The sequence below is a fragment of the Williamwhitmania taraxaci genome, from assembly GCF_900096565.1.
GTDB classification, from domain to species: Bacteria; Bacteroidota; Bacteroidia; order Bacteroidales; family Williamwhitmaniaceae; genus Williamwhitmania; species Williamwhitmania taraxaci.
Genome location: NZ_FMYP01000014.1, coordinates 49735 through 69639 on the forward strand (window position 1 = coordinate 49735; position 19905 = coordinate 69639).

At 43.8% G+C, this 19905-nt stretch carries 19 protein-coding genes; 11 read left to right on the plus strand and 8 right to left on the minus strand.

The features are described from left to right. Positions 1-17: 17 nt before the first annotated feature. On the plus strand, positions 18-2696 hold the full coding sequence (locus BLS65_RS05555; RefSeq protein WP_092436741.1) for a DNA gyrase/topoisomerase IV subunit A: 2679 nt from the start codon (positions 18-20) through the stop codon (positions 2694-2696). 48 nt (positions 2697-2744) lie between these two features. Then, positions 2745-3254 (plus strand): shikimate kinase, encoded by a 510-nt coding sequence (locus tag BLS65_RS05560; protein ID WP_092436743.1) that lies wholly within the window; start codon positions 2745-2747, stop codon positions 3252-3254. A gap of 54 nt (positions 3255-3308) precedes the next feature. Here BLS65_RS05560 and BLS65_RS05565 read toward each other — a convergent pair whose 3' ends face one another. From BLS65_RS05565 to BLS65_RS05590, 6 genes are all read right to left on the minus strand, one after another. Next, entirely contained in the window at positions 3309-4436 is a 1128-nt protein-coding gene (locus tag BLS65_RS05565) for a M14 family metallopeptidase (RefSeq protein WP_092436746.1), read from the minus strand. A 181-nt stretch (positions 4437-4617) separates the two neighbouring features. Continuing rightward, a complete protein-coding gene (locus BLS65_RS05570; protein ID WP_092436749.1) occupies positions 4618-5109 on the minus strand; it encodes a hypothetical protein in 492 nt (163 codons plus the stop codon). A gap of 243 nt (positions 5110-5352) precedes the next feature. Next, entirely contained in the window at positions 5353-6885 is a 1533-nt protein-coding gene (locus BLS65_RS05575; RefSeq protein WP_092436751.1) for an MBOAT family O-acyltransferase, read from the minus strand. A gap of 3 nt (positions 6886-6888) precedes the next feature. Beyond that, positions 6889-8034, minus strand: a complete 1146-nt coding sequence (locus BLS65_RS05580; RefSeq protein WP_092436753.1) for a GDSL-type esterase/lipase family protein — start codon at positions 8032-8034, stop codon at positions 6889-6891. Then, complete coding sequence (locus tag BLS65_RS05585) at positions 8024-9526, minus strand: SGNH/GDSL hydrolase family protein (protein ID WP_092436755.1); 1503 nt, start codon at positions 9524-9526, stop codon at positions 8024-8026. The genes BLS65_RS05580 and BLS65_RS05585 overlap by 11 nt, the downstream gene beginning before the upstream one ends. Before the next feature lie 503 nt (positions 9527-10029). After that, complete coding sequence (locus BLS65_RS05590) at positions 10030-10701, minus strand: SPFH domain-containing protein (RefSeq protein ID WP_092436758.1); 672 nt, start codon at positions 10699-10701, stop codon at positions 10030-10032. A gap of 219 nt (positions 10702-10920) precedes the next feature. Between BLS65_RS05590 and BLS65_RS05595 the strand changes: the two genes are divergently transcribed. Then, entirely contained in the window at positions 10921-11505 is a 585-nt protein-coding gene (locus BLS65_RS05595) for a plasmid pRiA4b ORF-3 family protein (protein WP_092436761.1), read from the plus strand. Between the two features lie 234 nt (positions 11506-11739). On the opposite strand, the gene BLS65_RS05600 is transcribed toward BLS65_RS05595, so the two are convergent. After that, positions 11740-12459, minus strand: coding sequence for a DUF6261 family protein (locus BLS65_RS05600; protein WP_092436764.1), 720 nt, complete (start codon positions 12457-12459; stop codon positions 11740-11742). 854 nt (positions 12460-13313) lie between these two features. Between BLS65_RS05600 and BLS65_RS05610 the strand changes: the two genes are divergently transcribed. The 5 genes from BLS65_RS05610 (at position 13314) to BLS65_RS05630 (ending at position 16849) form a co-directional block, all read left to right on the plus strand. Further along, entirely contained in the window at positions 13314-13793 is a 480-nt protein-coding gene (locus tag BLS65_RS05610; RefSeq protein ID WP_092436770.1) for a hypothetical protein, read from the plus strand. A gap of 73 nt (positions 13794-13866) precedes the next feature. Continuing rightward, a complete protein-coding gene (locus tag BLS65_RS05615) occupies positions 13867-14319 on the plus strand; it encodes a hypothetical protein (protein WP_092436772.1) in 453 nt (150 codons plus the stop codon). Positions 14320-14337: 18 nt separating this feature from the next. Then, complete coding sequence (locus BLS65_RS05620; protein ID WP_125869777.1) at positions 14338-15063, plus strand: S8 family serine peptidase; 726 nt, start codon at positions 14338-14340, stop codon at positions 15061-15063. A gap of 8 nt (positions 15064-15071) precedes the next feature. Continuing rightward, a complete protein-coding gene (locus BLS65_RS05625; protein WP_170830009.1) occupies positions 15072-15875 on the plus strand; it encodes a S8 family serine peptidase in 804 nt (267 codons plus the stop codon). Positions 15876-15883: 8 nt separating this feature from the next. Then, positions 15884-16849: a T9SS type A sorting domain-containing protein gene (locus BLS65_RS05630; protein WP_244500666.1), complete on the plus strand. Its 966-nt coding sequence runs from the start codon at positions 15884-15886 to the stop codon at positions 16847-16849. Positions 16850-16927: 78 nt separating this feature from the next. Here BLS65_RS05630 and BLS65_RS18175 read toward each other — a convergent pair whose 3' ends face one another. Then, positions 16928-17065 (minus strand): hypothetical protein, encoded by a 138-nt coding sequence (locus tag BLS65_RS18175; protein ID WP_170830010.1) that lies wholly within the window; start codon positions 17063-17065, stop codon positions 16928-16930. A 234-nt stretch (positions 17066-17299) separates the two neighbouring features. Between BLS65_RS18175 and BLS65_RS05635 the strand changes: the two genes are divergently transcribed. The 3 genes from BLS65_RS05635 to BLS65_RS05645 form a co-directional block, all read left to right on the plus strand. Further along, positions 17300-17716: a hypothetical protein gene (locus tag BLS65_RS05635; protein ID WP_125869779.1), complete on the plus strand. Its 417-nt coding sequence runs from the start codon at positions 17300-17302 to the stop codon at positions 17714-17716. A 221-nt stretch (positions 17717-17937) separates the two neighbouring features. Next, a complete protein-coding gene (locus BLS65_RS05640) occupies positions 17938-19614 on the plus strand; it encodes a M43 family zinc metalloprotease (protein WP_092436784.1) in 1677 nt (558 codons plus the stop codon). A gap of 85 nt (positions 19615-19699) precedes the next feature. Next, positions 19700-19905, plus strand: a 206-nt coding sequence (locus tag BLS65_RS05645) for a DUF4372 domain-containing protein (RefSeq protein WP_125869780.1), incomplete at its 3' end; no start/stop codon positions are given.

Genomic DNA, 19905 nt, shown 5'->3' on the forward strand with positions numbered 1-19905 from the left:
TTCTAATTTACAGAAGCATGAGTGCCGAAGATTTGGATAAACCTGAAGAGTTAGACGATATTAATGAGTTACCCGTTGAAGGCTCTGCCGACAAGGAGAAACTAGCCAAACTGATAGGGGATGGAGTGAAGAAAAAGTTCCTCTCGGGTATGTATAAGGATTGGTTCCTGGATTATGCCTCATACGTTATCCTAGAGCGTGCCGTACCACATATTTACGATGGACTCAAACCTGTTCATCGCCGTATTTTGCATGCCATGAAACGTCTTGATGACGGGCGGTTCAATAAGGTGGCAAATATTATTGGTTACACCATGCAGTATCACCCGCACGGCGATGCTTCCATTGGTGATGCACTGGTACAGCTGGGACAAAAAGACTTATTGGTTGAATGCCAGGGTAACTGGGGAAACGTTCTTACTGGTGATAATGCTGCTGCTCCGCGTTATATAGAGGCGCGCCTTAGCAAGTTTGCCAACGATGTGGTATTTAATCCAAAAACCACCGAGTGGATGCGCAGCTACGACGGACGTAATCAGGAACCTGTTACTTTGCCCGTTAAGTTTCCGCTGCTACTGGTTCAAGGAGTGGAGGGTATTGCTGTGGGTTTAGCCTCTAAAATTCTTCCGCACAACTTTATTGAGCTTATCGATGCTTCCATTGCTTACCTCAAAAATCAGGACTTTGAACTCTACCCCGATTTTATTACTGGAGGTATGGCCGATTGTAGCCGCTACAACGATGGATTAAGGGGTGGTGCAATTAAGGTTAGGGCTCGAATCAATAAGATTGATAAAAAGACTTTGGTGATTACCGAAATACCATTCGGAAAAAACACTGCAACCCTTATCGAAAGCATTCTGAAAGCCAATGATAAAGGTAAAATCAAGATTCGAAAGATTGACGACAATACCGCTCGGAATGTCGAAATCCTTATTCACCTGCCTGCCGATACTTCGCCCGATAAAACCATAGATGCACTCTATGCCTTTACTGATTGTGAAATCTCAATATCTCCAAATAGTTGTGTCATTGAGGATGATAGACCTCGGTTTGTTGGTGTAAAGGAGATGCTTCGCATTTCGGCCGATAAGACCATGGCGCTGCTGAAGCTGGAGTTGCAAATTAAGCTGGCTGAGTTGCTCGAAGATTGGCACTTTTCGTCACTGGAGAAAATTTTCTTTGAGGAGAAGATCTACCGCGAACTCGAAAAGAATACCGACACATGGGATCAGATACTGGTGGGTATTGAGCGGGGATTTGACCCCTATCGAGCTAAGTTTCGCCGAGAGATTGTTCGTACCGACATTGAGAAGTTAACGGAAAAGCCGGTTCGCAAAATTTCGAAGTTCGACATTAAGAAAGCCGATGAGTTGATAAAGGGTATTGAGGCTGAGATGCTAACCGTTCAGCACAACCTCGACAACTTAGTGGCTTATACCATTACCTACTACGAGCAAATTAAGAAGAAACACTCAAAGGGAAGAGAGCGCAAAACTGAACTGCGTAGCTTTGAGGCTATTCAAGCAACGCAAGTTGTGGTAGCAAACCAAAAGTTATACGTTAATAGGGAAGAAGGCTTCTTCGGAACTGGTCTCAAAAAGGACGAATACGTAGCCGATTGCTCCGATATCGATGACGTGATTGTATTCCTGAAGAGCGGAAAATACACCATTGCTAAGGTTGCCGATAAGTCGTTCTTTGGTAAGGATATTATTCATATAGGTGTGTTTAAGCGAAACGATACCCGCACCATCTATAATGCTGTGTACCGCGACGGTCGAAACGGATCCATCATGATAAAGCGGTGCGCTATTACTGGAATTACTCGTGATAAGGAGTATGATATATCCAAGGGTACCGATGGGTCGCAGGTGCTTTACATGAGCGTTAACCCAAATGGTGAGGCTGAGGTACTGAAGGTATTCCTAAAGCCACGGCCAAAGCTTAAAAAACCTATTATCGATCTCGATTTTAGTACGCTTGCAATCAAAGGACGTAGCTCAATGGGAAATATCTTTAGCCGCTACGCAATTCATAAAATTCAGGTTAAGGAGAAGGGTGTTTCTACCCTAGGTGGCCAAAAAATTTGGTTCGATGCCGATGTGCTGCGCTTGAATGCCGATGGCCGTGGAAAATTGTTGGGCGAGTTTGGAGCCAACGATAAACTAGTAGTGTTCTATAAGCGTGGTATTTATTCCATTACCTCTTACGAAACGTCCAATCATTACGACGACGACTTGCTGCTTATTGAGAAGTTTGACGCCGTTAAGGTTTATAGTGTCCTCTTCTTCGATGCTGAACAGTCGTTTGTTTACCTTAAACGGTTTAGCGTGGAGGTTATTGATAAGCCACAGAGTTTTATTGGTGACGCTTCTGGTTCTTACCTTGTTGAGTTCTCTACCGATGCTTGGCCTCAGGTAGAGATCGTTTTTGGAGGTTCATATGCACATCGCCTGAACGAACTTGTTGATGTTTCTGAATTTATTGGAGTGAAGAGTTTTAGAGCCAGAGGCAAGCGGTTAACGCCTTACCAAATTGGTGAGGCTAAGTTTGTTGAGCCACTTCAGAAAGAGGAACCCTTGGATGAATCGGCAGAGGAACCAATGGAACAAGACCCTTCGGATAGTGGGGATGAAAGCGATTCCGATTCCGACAGTGATGGGGAAACTACACAAATGTCGCTCGAGATTTAATTTTAAAAAATAAAAAGTTGTATCTTTCAGCAACATAATGGTTACTCTATGAACATCTTCCTTGTTGGATTTATGGCTTCGGGAAAAACAACCCTTGGCAGTCAGTTGGGCACGTTGCTGGGAATGCGATACGTGGATATGGATGAATACATCGAACAGAAGAATGGAGATACCATTAGGAAGATCTTTGTAACCAAAGGTGAAGCGTATTTCCGGAACTTGGAAAAGATTGCTCTTGCAGATCTGACAAAAGAGGATGGGGTAATTGTGGCTACCGGTGGTGGCTCAGCTTGCTTTCACAACAACATCGACGAGATGAATGAACATGGCCTTACTGTTTACCTAAAGGTGAGCACCGAGGAGTTGGTGAAACGACTGGAGGCAACTAAGATTGATAGGCCATTACTTTGGGGTAAATCGAGCAATGAACTTACAGTTTACATTACCGAGATGCTGAAGATTCGCGAGCCATTCTACTCAAAAGCGAAGGTGGTTGTTCCATCCGATAATCCACTTGCCGAAGATATCGTTGATGCAATTAGGCATCATTTGAAATAAGAATAAAAAAAGGAGCCATTGATCAATCAATGGCTCCTTTCTTTATGGGTTGAATTAACGCAGCCCTTTATATACTTGAAGCAGCACGGCCACAACCGATTCGCCCATCTTTATCGATCGCTCGGGACTCCATCCAAAAGCCCTGTCGGGTAGGTTTGCATTATCTTTAAAGGGAAGTTCGATGGTGAGTCCGAGGCACCCGTAGCGGTTTGCTACGGCCTTGGAACCGATGTTTAGGTTTGCTTTTCCCGGTTCGTTTTTGGGATAGCCGTGCTTGGATTGGAAATCAGGATTCATGGCTTCCCACACTTCAATAAAGCGCTCCTGAAGCATCTGTAAGCGACCCGGGTAGTTCGGTATTCCCTCAATTCCAGAAATAAAGCAGTAAGGAAGTGCTTCATCTCCATGTATATCGAGGAAGAGATCTACTCCGGTTTCGTCCATTTTTTTGAGTATATGGAATACCTCTGGACTCTTCATCTGCGAGGGATTTCCCCATTCGCGGTTTAGGTTTATCCCAGCGGCATTTGTTCGTAGGTTGCCGTGAATGGAACCGTCGATATTGGCATTGGGCACTATGTAGAAAACACATTTCTCAAGGATTCTACGCGAAATAGGATCGTCGCTATCGAGCAGTCGATGAATGAGCCCCTCTACAAACCATTCAGACATGGTCTCTCCGGGGTGTTGACGTGCTACAACCCAAATCTTCCGCTTTTCTTGCGAGAACTCTCCAAGGGTAAGGAAGTCAATTTCCCTGCCTTCAAGTGTTTGCCCAAGGGTGTCGAGCACGCAGATATCTTCCGACTGTGCCGTTGATACGAGATCGAGGTGTCGTTCGTAGCTATAGGGAGGAAAATAGGCAAGGTAGATGCTGTTCTCGTTTGGCGTTAGTTCAATGGTTAGTTCTTTACCATTAAAGGTAGTTGGAACTCTAAACCAGCTGTTCCGGTCGTAAGAAGCGCATGCGTAGTAGTTCTGCCATCCTTCGGGGTATGACGTTTCTCCTGCATTAATTATTTTGATGGTACAGGGATAACCTTGTGCTCCAATAAGGCGGAAGTGGAACCATTGAAGGAATTCCGATTGCGTGTCTTTTCGGATTCTCAGCTGGATGTTGTCGTGAGAGTTTAGGCTTACAACCTCAATATTGCCTGAGTCGAAGTTTGTTGATATTTTCATAGGATCTCGGTTTCGTAGCGGCAAGATAGTAAAAGTTTCAACATGCTTTATCCCTCCAGTGGGGATTTGGATTAAATTCGAAGATGTTGATATATAGGTGTGTAATTATCTATGAGGCTTGAGAGAAATTTCGTTGGCAAGCCGACAATGTCAAAAAGCAGAGGACTTGACGCGCTTCGATCTAGAGTTCCGGCTTACGCATTATACAGTCCGGCCCTTGGGTATGGTCTAATAGGAGTTTAATGTTCTCTGCATATCGGATCCATGCAGGAACCGTGATTATGCTAATTAGCGGGAGGGGATATTTTATCCGATAAACAATCATCAAGATATTCATCTTTGGTCCTAAAGGATACCAGATATGGTTGATTTTTGCAGGATCGATGTAGTGAGGTTTACCAAGAATTGTTTTTAATCGAAGTTGACCCTTTACCACGATGGCATTTGAAATGGAGAAAGTTATTATGGCTGTAATTGCCATTATTCCCAGGATGTATAGCGTTTCTGGTTCGCCAGTGATATGGCTAATTGTAAGTAGTAGGAGTATGGAAATTGCAAGGAAGGCGAACTGGGCACAAAAAGTCCATCGTTGCGAAATTAAAAGTGGAACGCCATACTCAATCGCCTTCAGATGGCTGTTGGTTATATTGAATGTTGATTCCTCGTCCTTCATTTGATTTTTATAATACTATATCGAAGGTAAGGATAAATTTAACATGTGCAAGTAATTCTTATACTTTAATTGTAAGGTAACGTGTCATAGGCCGAATTGGTTGTGCCAACGGAATGCAATTGTTTGATGATTTGAAGGCGGTGTAATTCGAATGTATTCTAATTAAATTTTGTTCATGTGCTGTCTTTTCAAAGGCTATGTGCGAATAAACATAGATACGCCTAATCCATCTATTGCCTATTCCTAAAATTGGAAATAAATAAACGGTTGGATTCCCGCTGTGCGGACTTGGGCAAGCAGCATCACAACGAGGAGTATTGCTAGTAGTTTGATAACAGGGTTTGTGCTGATAAACCACCCGCGGAAATTCTCCTTGTTCTGCGAGGGAAACCAATGAGCCGCGAAACCAATCGCAATGGTAATAAAGACAGCCTTGTATCCAAGGAGCACCTCTGGTATGGTATTCCATGAAAATGCGGTGGCAATTCTGGAAAGGATTGTCAATGCATCGGAGAAGGAGGCAGCCCTAAAAGGAATCCATGCTAGGCACACAATATGGAAGGTGATTACTATAGCGACGAATCTTCGAACCGGAGAAAGTCGTTTTGATGGTTGGTGTTTTCCAATGCCAAACAAGCGTTCGATGGCAAGGCCGAGACCATGAATACCTCCCCATGCTACAAATTTAAGGCTTGCGCCGTGCCATAATCCCCCCAGTAGCATAGTTATCATTAGGTTGATGTAGGTTCGGATCTTTCCTTTTTTGCTCCCTCCAAGGGGAATGTAAAGGTAGTCGCGCAGCCATCGGGAGAGTGAAATGTGCCAACGATGCCAAAAGTTTGTGATGCTGGTGGCTTTATAGGGTGAGTTGAAGTTTACGGGAAGCCTAAATCCTAAAAGCAGGGCTACTCCTAACGCAATGTCGGTGTATCCGCTAAAGTCACAGTATATTTGTAGTGCGTAGCCGTAAATTCCCATCAGCACCTCAAATCCTGAGTAAGCGATAGGGGAGTCGAAAACTCTGTCGACAAAGTTGGACGCGATGTAGTTGGAAATGGCAACTTTCTTTAATAGCCCCACTAGTATAAGGAAGATGGCATGCCCCACCTCATCTTTGGTGAGGTAGTAGCGGATATAGAGTTGGGGAATGAATTCCGATGCCCTAACGATGGGCCCAGCCACCAGTTGCGGGAAGAAGCTTACGTAGAATCCAAAGTTGAGGATATTGCGCACGGGGGTTACATGCCGGCGATAAACATCAATGGTGTAGGAGATGGTTTGAAAGGTGTAGAACGAAATCCCTACTGGTAAAATGATAGCGGTTACATCGAAGGTTGACCCGGTTAGGTGGTTGCTCCATTCCGCCAAGAGGTTGCTAACTTTCAGATGGGTGCCAAACCAGTTATTGATGGTTTCTGTAAAGAAGTAGGCGTATTTAAAGTAAGAGAGGACCCCTAGGTTCACCGTAACGCTAATGGCAAGCATGGCTCGGCGAGCAAGTTTCTTTTGAGCACTGCCAATGCCCAACCCTAAAAGATAATCGACTACGGTGGAGAAGATAAGCAGCCAGAAAAAGAACCCACCCGATTTGTAGTAAAAAAAGAGGCTGAATGCAAATAGGTATATATTGCGAAGCTGATTCTTTTTGTAAACGAAATGGAATCCAAGCAGTAGGATTAAAAGGAAAATCCAAAAGGTAATTCCTGAAAAAAGCATCGGTTCTGTTTGAGAGAACAGAAAGAATCGTTTGATATATTCCTTAATGGCCAGTTCCATGTGCTATGAATTAACTGCAGTTAGCCATTCAAAGAACATACGACCTTGCACTTTATACCCCTCCTTGGAGAGATGGAGGCGATCGGGAGAGGCAAGTCCCCTGTGGTACCAACCCTCGATGGAACCTTCCCCACCCATTTGGTTGAAGAAATCCCACACAGCGCATTGGGTGTTTGCCGCAACAGTGGTTATAATTTCGGCTGCAATCTTGGGCGAAGGAGTGGTTTTCCTCCCTTTTGCCATAAAATCGCCCGGAGTGGTCAATACCAATGTGGCAAACGGTGCTGCAATTCTAACCTTTTCAATGAGTTTTTCGAGGTTGACTTTAAGATCCTGAGGCGAAAAGGCGGTGCTGTAGGCATCGTTGGTTCCTAGCGAAATAATAACGTGTGTGGGGTTAATGCTCTTTATCTGGGTTGCAAGGTTGTCGCACCGTAGGAACGATGTGGTAGATGCACCGTTTAGCCCTACTACGTTGTAGGCAAAGGCACTTTGCATATCTTCCAGTAAGAGTCCGTGGACCCTAAATTCTCCATCCGTCCGTCCCGCTAGGGACATGGTAATTGAATCTGCTTTGGTGTCTAAAATGAAATCAATAAAATCGGAATCCTTGTTGTCGAAGGTTTTTATTACCGTGAAGTTACCCGCTATTCTAGGTTTTATTCCGGAAGTGGAGGTGTATAAAATTCGCACTCGGTTGAATCGGCTTTTTTCATTCTTCAGCTTAAAGGATATGGTGGCAGTCCTATCGGCTGTCTTGAGCACAATTCCGTTTATACCAAAAGCGTCCATAGCGAGCACGTCAGTACTTTTTAATGTCGTCCAACTACCGGTGGAGGTCGACTTATAATCGAGCGGGTTATTGGTTGCCGCTACGCTGAACGGAAAAACGAAGCCTCGCTGAGGCATAGTGTCTCTGAGGTATTCGCGCAGCAAGCGACGAACCTCTCCGGTAAACAAGTCGGCTTGGATATGGGAGTCGCCAATATGTAAAATTCTTACCTCTTGCTTGTTTGTTGCTTCCGATGCGTCTGGGGCGGCAATTACTGCTGCATTAGTTTTGGTCATTGTAGAAGTGGCGGTTTCGTTGGGCATTTCGATGCCCACAAACAAGCGTAATAGGAGTATGAAAAGGGTGCTATTGACCATCTGGCAGGGTGTTTTTCGAGGCGAGGAACTCTTGGTAGTCTTTCATTAGGGCTTTGTAGAAGATGTCCCCAATGAGGTTGGCTCCTTTTATTGTAAAGTGAATGTAGTCCTTGTTGGCAAGGGGCGGCTGGGCCGAGACCCAGGCAGGCATAGAGTTTTTTCCGCCCATGGCCTTGTAGCAATCCCAAAAGGCACATCCGGCACGGAACGCCGCCCTTTTCTGTGCATCGCGAATAGGTTCAATATTATTGTGCGAGACCATTCGTCCATTCTCGTTTTTGGAGATGTCCGAGACACCAATGAGCATCACCGATGCCTTGGGTGCAGCCTTTCGAATATACATCAGCTGCCGGTATAGCGCCTCTTCGTAGTATCCGTAGCTGCGCGCATGGGTGGGAACCACGTTAACGCCAAACTCGAGAAGAATAAGGCGGGCATTCAGCATTTGGTAGGAGTTGGAGAGTACCGAAAAGTTTTCCCGCGTAAATTCAAGCCCGGAACTTCCTCTGATTGGGATATTGTCCACCGCCACTCCGTAGCTGTTGTCGAAGCCGAGTCCAAAGATCAATGGGCTTTGGTCGGCCTGCATCTTAATGCTTATGCTTTTTGCCGATGCAGGTATGGTTACTGTTGTAAGCAATGGCTTTGATGAAGGGGAAACGATATCGGCATAGAGTGTTGCCTCGTCGCACTTAATTTGGAGAAGGAGCGGGGAGGTGGGCCTATAGCAAAAGGAGAAACGGTTCACCATTCGTCCCAGCCTGTTTTGGCTAATGGTGATATAGCCCTCCTTTTTCGTCCCCGATTCGGTAATCCCGATTCGAGCCGAGCTAAAGAATGGACCAAAATCTTTCTTCTCCTTATCGTCCTTGTTCTTAATCTTTCGCGTGTCCCACAGGTTTGTGCTGGTTACGCTCATCATATAGCTTTGTTCGGCACTTTCGAGCGTTATAAATCCATATCCCCCTCCGCCAAATTGCTCTTGAAGGCGCTTGCGCAGGCGGGAGCTAATTCTATCCACCTCTATTTGTGAGTCGCCATAGTGAAGCACTCGAATGGGAAGCGTGCCGGGCTGAATTGTTAGCAGCGATTCGAAGAAATTACGAAGGGCTGCCTTGGCGCTGTCGGAGTGTTCTATGGCAATATTGGGTAGCTTGGTTTCAATATTTCTTATGGGTGTTGTCGGCAACAATGAATCCTGCTGGACACGGCTACTATCTTGTAATTTAGCCGCCATGCTACTATCTAAGGTGTCGATGGTAGGCAACGAATCGCTATTCGTTTCGATATTGGCTAGTAGTTCAGCGTTAAATAGCTGGTTGATATCTTTGGTGTTGCTGGTGTCGGGGAGGAAGATGTCGGAAAGCGAGGGGAACGTTATTGTGCAATTGTTGCCAACCCGGATTCCTTGCTTAGGAAATAGCAAGGCGATTGCGCCTAGGGCAACCATCACGAGAAGCAACAGAAAGAAAGTTTTTATTGGTTTGTGCATGGAAAGCGTAACCTATTGCTGGTTTTCGGTAAATGTAAAAATAATTTGGAAGAATTTGCCGAATCAATCATTTTCCTTATTTTCACAGCACCTAAACGAAGATATCATAATCTAAACCTAACCCTTACACACCAATGACACGACTTGAGCAGCTAGCCTTTTGTTTATCCCAAATTGGAGATGGTTGTATTGCCTTTTTCGTGACATAAAACTTATAACCTAGATTAACAGTAGTTAAAACGCATTAGCTGACTGACCACCTATCTTTGTAATGTTAAATGGAAGTAACCATTTCTCCATTTCAAAGAAAAATTTAGGTGTTATTTCATAGGTTTAGGTTTTAGGTTAAAAGGGCAAAGAGGGACGATGAAAATCGTCCCTCTTTGTTTTGGTGCAACCAAGCCTGAATGTTCTACCGGAAGAGGTGAGGCTTTGCTGTTTTGAAAAATGCTTGTTGCGCCGATGGAATGGTCTTTCTTTGAGGCGCGGCACCTATCCGTTTACTATGAACGATCCTGCTTGCCCCCATTTTTCTTCTTGCGCTTAGCCGACGATCCCTTTGTTCCGTAGGCAAGGTAGTTTACCCGAGTTTCGACAATGCTAATGCCTCCATGTTGCAACCGGAGGCGCAACTCTTCTTCCAAATGTTTGTTTACAACGTCGCTACCGGCAATAAGGCTAAACTCCGTGTCTTGTACTTCAATATTGTTGTAGTGGAAGCTGTCGGCTAGCTTAAGCAGGGCCGCGTCGCTTTGGAATATTACAAAATGCTGGTAGTCGTCTACTTCAAAGGCCGCCTTGTAAGTATCCTCCACGTTCCATACGAGCACTAGCCCAATAACAATTGGCGTTCCTGCCTTGTCGTTGGTCCTAATGGGTATGCTGGTAAAATGGCGTGGCCTTTGGGATACCGTTCTGCGGTTGGTAAGCGGATTCACCCAGTAGAAACCGTTTTCCTTTATGGTTCCTTTGTAGCGTCCAAAGAATATTAGAACACACGCATCTTTGGGTGCCACGATTACGCTACCTACCAGCATGAATAAAGCCACCCCAATAAGAGCGGTGGCTACAACATATCCATTTACTAATCCCAAAATGGCAACCGTAAGGCATAGTGCCGCTGCCAGTATGCCTATCCATCCATTGATGGGTTTTACAATTTTTTCGTTGTTCATGGCTCGAAGTATTATTTAACTGCTTTGCATGTGAAATATAGTGCATTTTTCAGCAAAAGTCAATAGGTGATATAGTATTTGTTTTTGGAATACGCTTGATTCCCAATACTACCCGCCGAGAATTGTAGGCCCCATTGGAATTGTTTCTTTATCTTTACCTCCGCAACGACTGCTATTCTGGGTGGTGTATTCGTGCAAGTAGTTTTAAAAACAAGCATCATGGCAAAGAGTATTTATCAAATTCAGGTGGCATTAGTAGGCTCAAAGCCGAAGATTTGGCGCCGTGTGTTAATTCCCTCCGATATGCCCCTATCCGATGTGCATAAGGTAATTCAAACCGCTATGGGATGGGCCAACTCTCACCTGCATCAGTTTGTGAAGGGAAAGAAGTATTATGCACCGGTAGTTGAGGATGACGATTCATGGGACGATACCGATAGCATCGATTACAAGGATATTTTAGTATCCGATTTGCTGAAGGCGGTGAAGGACAAAATGGAGTATGAGTACGACTTTGGCGACGGATGGGAGCATACCGTGGAGCTGGAGGCGATTCTTCCGGTCGATGAATCGGCTGTATACCCCTTTTGTGTCGATGGAAAGATGAATTGCCCGGTAGAAGATAGCGGGGGCGTGGGCGGTTACCAGCACATGTTGGCTGTGCTGAAGGATACTGCCCATGAGGAGTATGCCGAATACATGGAGTGGCTTGGTGGCGATTTGGATCCCACCTACTTCGAGAAGGATGAAATTAATGAGATGTTTCGTATGACTGATTACGGATGCCTGGATATGTCCTTTTAATCGCTCATGCTTTGAACGATATGGAATTGCGCGAACCGGTTGGTTCGCGTTTTTTTTTGCTACCGGGCTAGTTCATGCTTTTGTGGTGATGGGTTACGGAGTTCATTACCGTAGGTTTTGGCATACGTTGAGTTGGTTTCTTTGGCTCGCCATTGTATTCGGGATACAGCACAATCACCTCTGTTTGCGCCATAATACCCAAGGCCCGTTGCGGGGCCTTGGGTTGTGTGTGATTTAATCTGAATTCAAATTTGTTTGCGACTGGTTTCCCGATGCCCGAAAGCCCCGCTCAATTTCGGCCAGCTGCTGCTTGATGGTGAGGTTAAGCGCGTGCCATACCGGGCTGGTGGTGGTAAGCTCCATGGCCTCGGCATACTTTGTAAAAGCACGTAGCGCCCGCTCAAGGTCGCGGCGCTTGTTCGATGCTGCCGCAATCTCGCTCTTGGTGGCCTCGCTCACGGCCCGGCTGCGCTGCGTCTCCTCAAAATGCTGCTGCGCTTGGGGAAGATACACCACCTGCGGACGGATGCCCATCAGGTCGATGTCTGCTTGCCACTCGGCCTCGGCCAGCTTGGCAATAAAGGCATGCACGTAGGTGGACTCGTCGTTGTAGGGCTTGTCCTCAATGTCGGCCGAGTATTTGATCACCATGGGCTCCATGCGATGCGCGGCATTGGCTATGTTTGGATCGGGCCAGTAGGTTTTGGCGTGAACCGATTCGCGGATACCCACCACCGCCCAGTCGCGCTTTTTGTCGGCTTCCACCACGGTGTCGGTTTCGAGCGAGCCCGCCTTTTTGCCCATGCTCAATTGGTACTCGGTGTTAATAGTCTTAAGGTTTTTGAAGGCTTGCGAGCCCGTTACCTCTGCGGAGTTCGTTTTCTCTGCCGAATCCGTTACTACTGCACCTGCAGCGCCTATGGCTGCTACGGGAAATCTTACGATGTTTGACATTTGAATTTGATTTTATATGGTTAATGCTAGTGATTATTAAATTCTATTATGCTTCTGACTGCTATCAGAAGCCCCAACCGATAGTGGTTTGCCTCTCTGACTGCTATCAGAAGCCCCAACCGATAGTGGTTTGCCTCTCTGACTGCTATCAGAAGCCCCAACCGATAGCGGTTTGCCTCTCTGACTGCTATCAGAAGCCCCAACCGATAGCGGTTTGCCTCTCTGACTGCTATCAGAAGCCTCAACCAATAGCGGTTTGCCTCTCTGACTACTGTCGGAGCCAAGAACAGACTCCTTTTGACCTTTTATGTACTACCAAGAAAGTGAGTAGGCATTTTCGGTGGGACAAACCTCGTAGACGAAGCATGCCGCTGGTAACGTTGCGGTTAAAAGTCCTTTACCTTTTAACCTTTACCCTCATTTAAGGTGGTTCACCTTTCGGGCTGAACGAAATTGTGGGGTTGGAGTGTTTGGGGCTACATTTCATTACCTCTTTGGCATTTGCCAAGGCAGTAAGAGCCTATGTGCGGGCTCCGGTGCCTTCGCTATTGTTTGCTGGTTGGTTAACGATGAGAAAGTTACGAAAAAGAAATAATACGAGACAAGAAATTTCGGGAGTATTTTTCAAAAATATTTTGGGTGGTGCGGGAAGTGTTGTGCGCGCTGGGGATTTGGGCTGTTGTGGGGTGAAAAACCGACTAACTGTTTTTGAAGTTTATGAAACAATTGCTTGACGGGGAGAATTTGTTTTTAACTTTGTTAAAAGTGTTGTGTCGGTTTGTTTGTAAAACAAGTTTGAGTTTTGCTGTAATTATCGGTATCATTTTTCTATGTAATCTTTAATTTAGTTCAGTATGAAACATTTTAAACTTATTCTGTTCCTATGTGGAACTATTGGAATAGCAGCAGTTGGCTGTAAAAAGAGCAACTCTGTTGATATGGCGGATAGGGTTCTTGTTGTTGAGGATTTGTCTCATTCTGCATGTAAGACAAATGCTGCAAGATCGTCTGAACGGGAAGAATATTTGGAATACCATACAGTGGATAGCAACTACCTTTACATTAAACATGTTAATGCAAGTCTAAATTGTTGTCCCGATAGCATTATGGTTTATTCAAGTATTTATGATGGTAAATTACAGTATTTGCTTTGTAACAAAAACAATAACTGTAATTGCAACTGCTTATACGATGTAATCTGTAAAATAGGCCCGTTAGATTACGCCAGCTATTCAATGGTTGTAGGCGTTTGCACCGGATCTAGTGCTGAAATAAAAATCGACTTTAATGATAAGACCGAAGGTCGGATTCTAATAAAAAACCTATCGGAATGAAAGCGGAAATTGTATTTTGTATTGTTGCTTGGAAAACCTATTTTACTGAATCTTTAACCAAAACTAAATCCTTATGCAAAAATTAATATCAATCGTATTCCTATGTGGAATACTATGTATTATGGCTTGTGGCTGTGAAAAGGATGATGGTGAATCAATTAAGTCTATCGAAGGTTACCTCGTTGGTTTTGATCCATGCACAATTAATCATCATTATAGAGTTGGATATGTCATTATATCAACTGATTTGAATGATACTTTGGTGACCTATAATTTATCAGATAATGAGTTCAGAATGCCGGCATCTATTTTGAACAATTTGTCAGATACTCTTTATAAAATACCTGAATTATATTTTCAAAATTATGGGAGTTGCCCATACTTCCCGGATACATTACGATATAAGTATAAGGTTAATATTTCATATTTAACTGCAACCGATGATGAGAAGGTTTATAACTTATGTACAACCGATATTCTCTTTTTGCATTACGAACAAGTTGTTGTTAAATCTGCCACGAAATAATAATTAATAATGGTTACTATGAAGAATAGATATATTTTGTTTACAGTATTACTGCTTTGTATTGCTGCAATAATGAGTTTTACACGCTCAAACAACTCTAGTTTTTACTACGCTTATGGAGAGAAGGTATATCTTAATGAACAGGATAATAGACTTGTTGTAAGGTATAATCAGGGCAAGAAATCCGACAGAAAACAAATATCATTGTTTTCGAAACTTGCTGATAAATTGATAGAATGGAAAGATGATAGCACTTGTATAATCACAGTAGACGCATCAGAAAGGGATGTGTTTAAAGATGAGATATCGAAACAAACTGATGTAAAATCCTGTAATCCGGTTTACTCTATTAATACAGGATTAGAAATGGGTGTAACTGATGAATTCCTCGTAAAATTTCACGAAAATGTACCGCAAGCAGAAATTGAAAAACTTCATAGAAAATTTGGAGTTAAGGTAGTAAAGACATGCGAGCTTTACCAGCTAATTAAGGTGCCAGTTGGGGGTAATGTATTGGAAATTGCTAATAAATATCAAGAAAGTGGATTAACTCGCTTCAGTCAACCTAATTTTATTTGTGATGTGGAGTTACATCAGGTAGTTCCTAATGATCCCTACTTTATAAATCAATTTTCTTTAAATAATACGGGACAGGTATTTACGGATGATCATTCTGGAACTATTGATGCGGATATTGATGCTCCAGAAGCATGGGCTTTAACTCAAGGTAATAGTATGTCATAATTGCTGTGTTGGATCAAGGTTTAACACCTAATCATCCTGATTTGCCTAACGCACGTCAAGTTCGATTAAATGGTAGTAATTTTGCTGATGGTGATCCCAATAACCCTTCACCAACTGGAAATGACAACCATGGCAATGCTTGTGCTGGAATTGTTGGTGCAACACAGAATAATAATCAGGGAATTTCTGGTATTGCTCCAAACTGTAGAATTATGCCCATAAGAATATTTAATACCGGCGGTTCTGGTATTACACCACAAAAACTAGCTGATGCAATAACTTATGCTTGGCAAAATGGTGCTCATATTATTTCAAACAGTTGGGGGTATAATTCGGATAATCCCAACTTACACCCAGTGATAAAAGAGGCTATAATTGCTGCAACAACCAAAGGTCGAAATGGTCTTGGATGTGTTGTTGCCTTTTCTGCAGGTAATAATTTTGCAAATAACGGTTTCGTTCACTTTCCAAGCAACGTAGATGTGTCTGGTGTTATAACTGTTGGCGCTTCAGACAGGTATGATGTTAAGGCGTTTTACAGTCCATTAGGTAATACTACAAGTAATAACAATCAGTTGCTGGATATTGTTGCTCCTTCACATCGTGCATATTCAAGTCAAATTGCAGGCGAAACTTTTGAGGCGTGGTCGATAGATATTCCGGGCAATGACGGATATAATCCTGTTCATAATAATGATGGTGGCTCTTTACCCATAATAGGTTCAATTCTACCCAATATTGCGGTCAATAATTTTTCCTATACTGGTCGTTTGGAGGGACTTCCTATTCATGTCCTCAAGTTGCGGGTGTAGCGGCATTAGTGTTATCTATCAATCCAAATTTGACACAACAACAGGTCTTTGATATTTTAACTAAATCAACAGATAAAGTTGGTGGGTATGTTTATGCGAATGGACGTAGCAATGAAATGGGTTTTGGACGATTAAACGCATGCAGGGCTGTTACTCAATCGTTGTCTTCTGTTGTTTTGATTTCCGGCCCCACCACCGTATGCACCTCTGGTGCCACCTACACGGTGAGCAACCTACCTGCCGGCTGCACTGTTTCGTGGAGCGGTAGCAGTAACCTTACCCTATCCTCTGCCTCGGGCAGCTCGGCTACATTTGTGGCCAACGGCAGCGGAGACGGTTGGGTGCAGGCAACACTATCTTCGGAATGTGGAAATGTCAATCTTTCACCATGTCCTGTTGTTGTAGGCTCTCCAACACCTGGCCCAATTTCTATTCGCTTTGATGCTCCACCAAAGAGGTGTACTGCTTCTATTGCTCCAATGCGAAGTGCTACGTCGTACCGATGGTATGTAGATGGTGTTTTGGAGCAGGATGAACTAAGAATTCGCTGTGTTTTTGATCGGCAACTCCATAATTGTGGTCATGTATACTACGTAGATGTAGCGGCTGTAAATGCATGCGGTGTGTCGGAAATAAGCCATGCAGAGGTATCGGAGACACCCTGTGAAAATGATTTCAGAATTTTCCCCAACCCTGCTTCCGATAATGTAACATTGACCATTGGCGGTGGTGAGAATACGGCATCGTTTTTATCAACAAGCACTGCTGCATCAGCACCGTTCGGGACAAGATCTACCTTGGCAGGCTCGTATACTATCCGTATATTGGATAACTACGGAATGCTAAAAGTTACGCTAAAGAGTTCTGGCGAACCAGTTGTAATACCCGTGGGTAGTTATAATAATGGAATTTACATTGTGGAAATAAATGATGGAAAAAAAGTCTCTCGACAGCAGCTGTTGGTAAAGCACTAGTTGTGAAAATTGCCGAAGTTCGCCTACTTGTATCCGATGTTTTGGCAATATGATAGTGAACTAACGGGGTGACTTTTCTTAGCGAAAAGTCACCCCGATTGTTTTATGGTATAGCTTAATGCTTACCGAAGTTGCCTTTTGTCCCGAAACGGTGAGGCTAATGGTGGCCTTGGCGGCATTCCACTTCCAGCCCTTTACCTTTTTGCCGTTTACCATCACCTGCTTTGGCTGGCGGGTAAGGTTGTGGCCGTTGGGAATTTGGGTTGTTGTGGGGGTGTAAAACTGACCAATGATTTTTGTATTATCTGCAACAATTGTTTGGAGATGAGAAATATTTATCTAATTTTGATATATGATACTGGGCTAAGTTCTAAGTTTAATTTCAAAGCGAATACTCTCATACAACTGGGTTCAAAACAAAGGAAGTCACAATTGCCAAACTAATAAGCAATGAATCGATTGATTTTAATTATGATGGTACCATTCATCATGAGTAGCTGTAAAAAATGGAATGAAGATTCGACAGAAACATTCTGCTATTCGTGTGAGAATGAAAAGACAATAGACACTTGCTACAATGTGCATGCAAAGGTTGTAGATTTCTGGCATGATCCAATCCATGGGCAAGAGACCACAACTGGTTTTACAATTCGGCAGGAAGACTTAACAACTCCAGGAACGTATGTAATAGAGGCAGATAGCTGCCTTATTCCTTGTCCCCCACTCCAGGGTGAGTTTAAACAGCTTGACACCCATGTTTTGATTTCCTATTGTCTGAAAAACTGTAAGCCATACTTAAGTAGCCCTAACCAGCGCGGTTTAATTTATGGGCGCAAGATTGAGATTCTTAGCATAAAACACTATTAACCCACCTAACTTCTACGAGCATTTATAGAACTTTCATTCCAGTAGTTCTTCTGGTTACCTTTTCCTGTTCCAATCTTTTTGCCCAGCGAACCTGCGGATCGGATTTAGATGTTGGTCAAATCCAACTGTTGAATCCGCAGCGATACAATTCAATCCAACAATTAGAGCAGCTGACAAGTACGTATAGGCAGGCTGTAAAAACGGGAAGCCTGGAAAGGATTATGCAGCCCAATAGTACGATAGTTATTCCCGTGGTTGTTCATATACTACACAGAGGTGAATCTGTTGGGAGTGGTAGAAATATAAGTGAAGAACAGGTAAGAAGTCAGATTGCGGTGCTGAATGAGGATTTTCGTCGCCAAAACGCTGATGCTGTGAAAACCCCAGGTGCATTTGTACCCGTTGCCGCTGATCCAAATATTGAATTTCGGCTGGCAAGTGCGGATCCAAACGGAAATCCAACAAATGGCATTTCACGAACCGTTACTTCGATTGCTACATATACTTTGGGATATAATAGTGACAAGAGTGTAAATGAAATATCTACTCGGATTAAATATACTAGTCAGGGAGGTAAGGATGCTTGGCCCACTGACCGCTACCTGAATATATGGGTTTGCGATTTAGCGAGTGGTCTTCTGGGTTATGCTCAATTCCCATTTGACTATGCTACAAAACCGAATACAGACGGTGTTGTTATCGATTATATGTGTTTTGGAAGGAAAGGCAACCTAACCCCAAGTTTCAACCTTGGCAGAACGACAACTCACGAGGTTGGTCATTGGTTGAATCTTAGGCATATTTGGGGTGATAGCGATTGTGGTAATGATGAGTGCTCAGATACTCCAACACAAAAGGATCGAAATTTTGGTTATCCCTCATTCCCTCTTATCGCAGCTAATCCTGCAAATGGTTGGTTTGGACCTAGGTGCAGCACCAACGATGTGAGCTCCATGTTTATGAATTACATGGACTATACAGACGATCCTTGCATGAACATATTTACAAATAATCAGCGTGATCGAATGCGAGCAGTGTTTTTGCCAGGTGGACCTAGGGCAAACTTCGTAAACAATATCTTTAGGATACAGAGCGTATCTCAAAATATTTGTGCCGGTGGAAGTCTCCGTATTCCGTTACTGAATATTTGCGGTTTACCCGTGAGTTGGTCTGTTTCTGGACCTGCCGTTATCGTTAGCGGTCAAGGCTCTAATCAATTGACTGTTGCGGGAACTTTGGGTGCTGGCTATGCGACGATAACTGCCATAAGCGGGAGTTACACAGATTCAAAAACTATTTGGGTTGGTGCTCCCGCCCAACCGACAGTTATTAACGGGTTTTCTAAAAATGGGCAGAATTTCAATAACAATTCGGAGGTTGATTTTGGCGTCAGCTATGCCTTGAACCAAGGTGTTTCGGGGTATACATGGAGCGTAGGCGGTGGTACCATCCTCAGTGGCCAAGGGACTAGTCATATAACCGCCTTGACATGGACGGTGGTAAATAATCCCATATACTTCAATGTGAGCGTAAGTGTTGCTAATAGTTGCGGTAGTAGCCCATGTTTATTCCGTTCCGGGTATGTGCTTGGTGGCGAGGGTCCCCTTCAAAGCCCAAGGCCTGGTGGTGGTAATCCTGAGCCTTTTTATTTAATTTATCCCAATCCTGTTACAAGCGAAATTGGTATTATACCAGTTGTCGATAACAGTTCCGCCGCAACAGAGCCCGTAAAAGCGCAGCCAATTCGATCGGTAAGAATCTTCGATAAAATGGGGGCTTCTGTTTTAATTCGCAATTTTGGGGGAACCGAAACAAGCGTAAAGTTTAATGTTTCCTCTTTACCAAAGGGGGTTTACCTACTTAAAATCACTACTGTCCGACAAAAAGATTCCAGTTGAAACGTTAGTTGAATAAAAATAAGGGGCTACTCCCCGAAGGTTTCACCCCGATGTTGTAGATTTGTTTTGCGAAAAAAAACACAACATGGGCAAAAATACAGAAATAAAATTAGTCGGACAGCCGATTTTCAAACAAGCCATCAACTTAATCGATGCCATTAATGTCAGCAGCTTGGTGAAAAAGCATGGTGCAGACCATTACTATAAGACGTTTAAGGCAAAACCCCAGCTGGTGACCATGCTGTTTGGCGTCCTCAGCCGGTGCGATTCGATGACCGAAATATGTGAAGG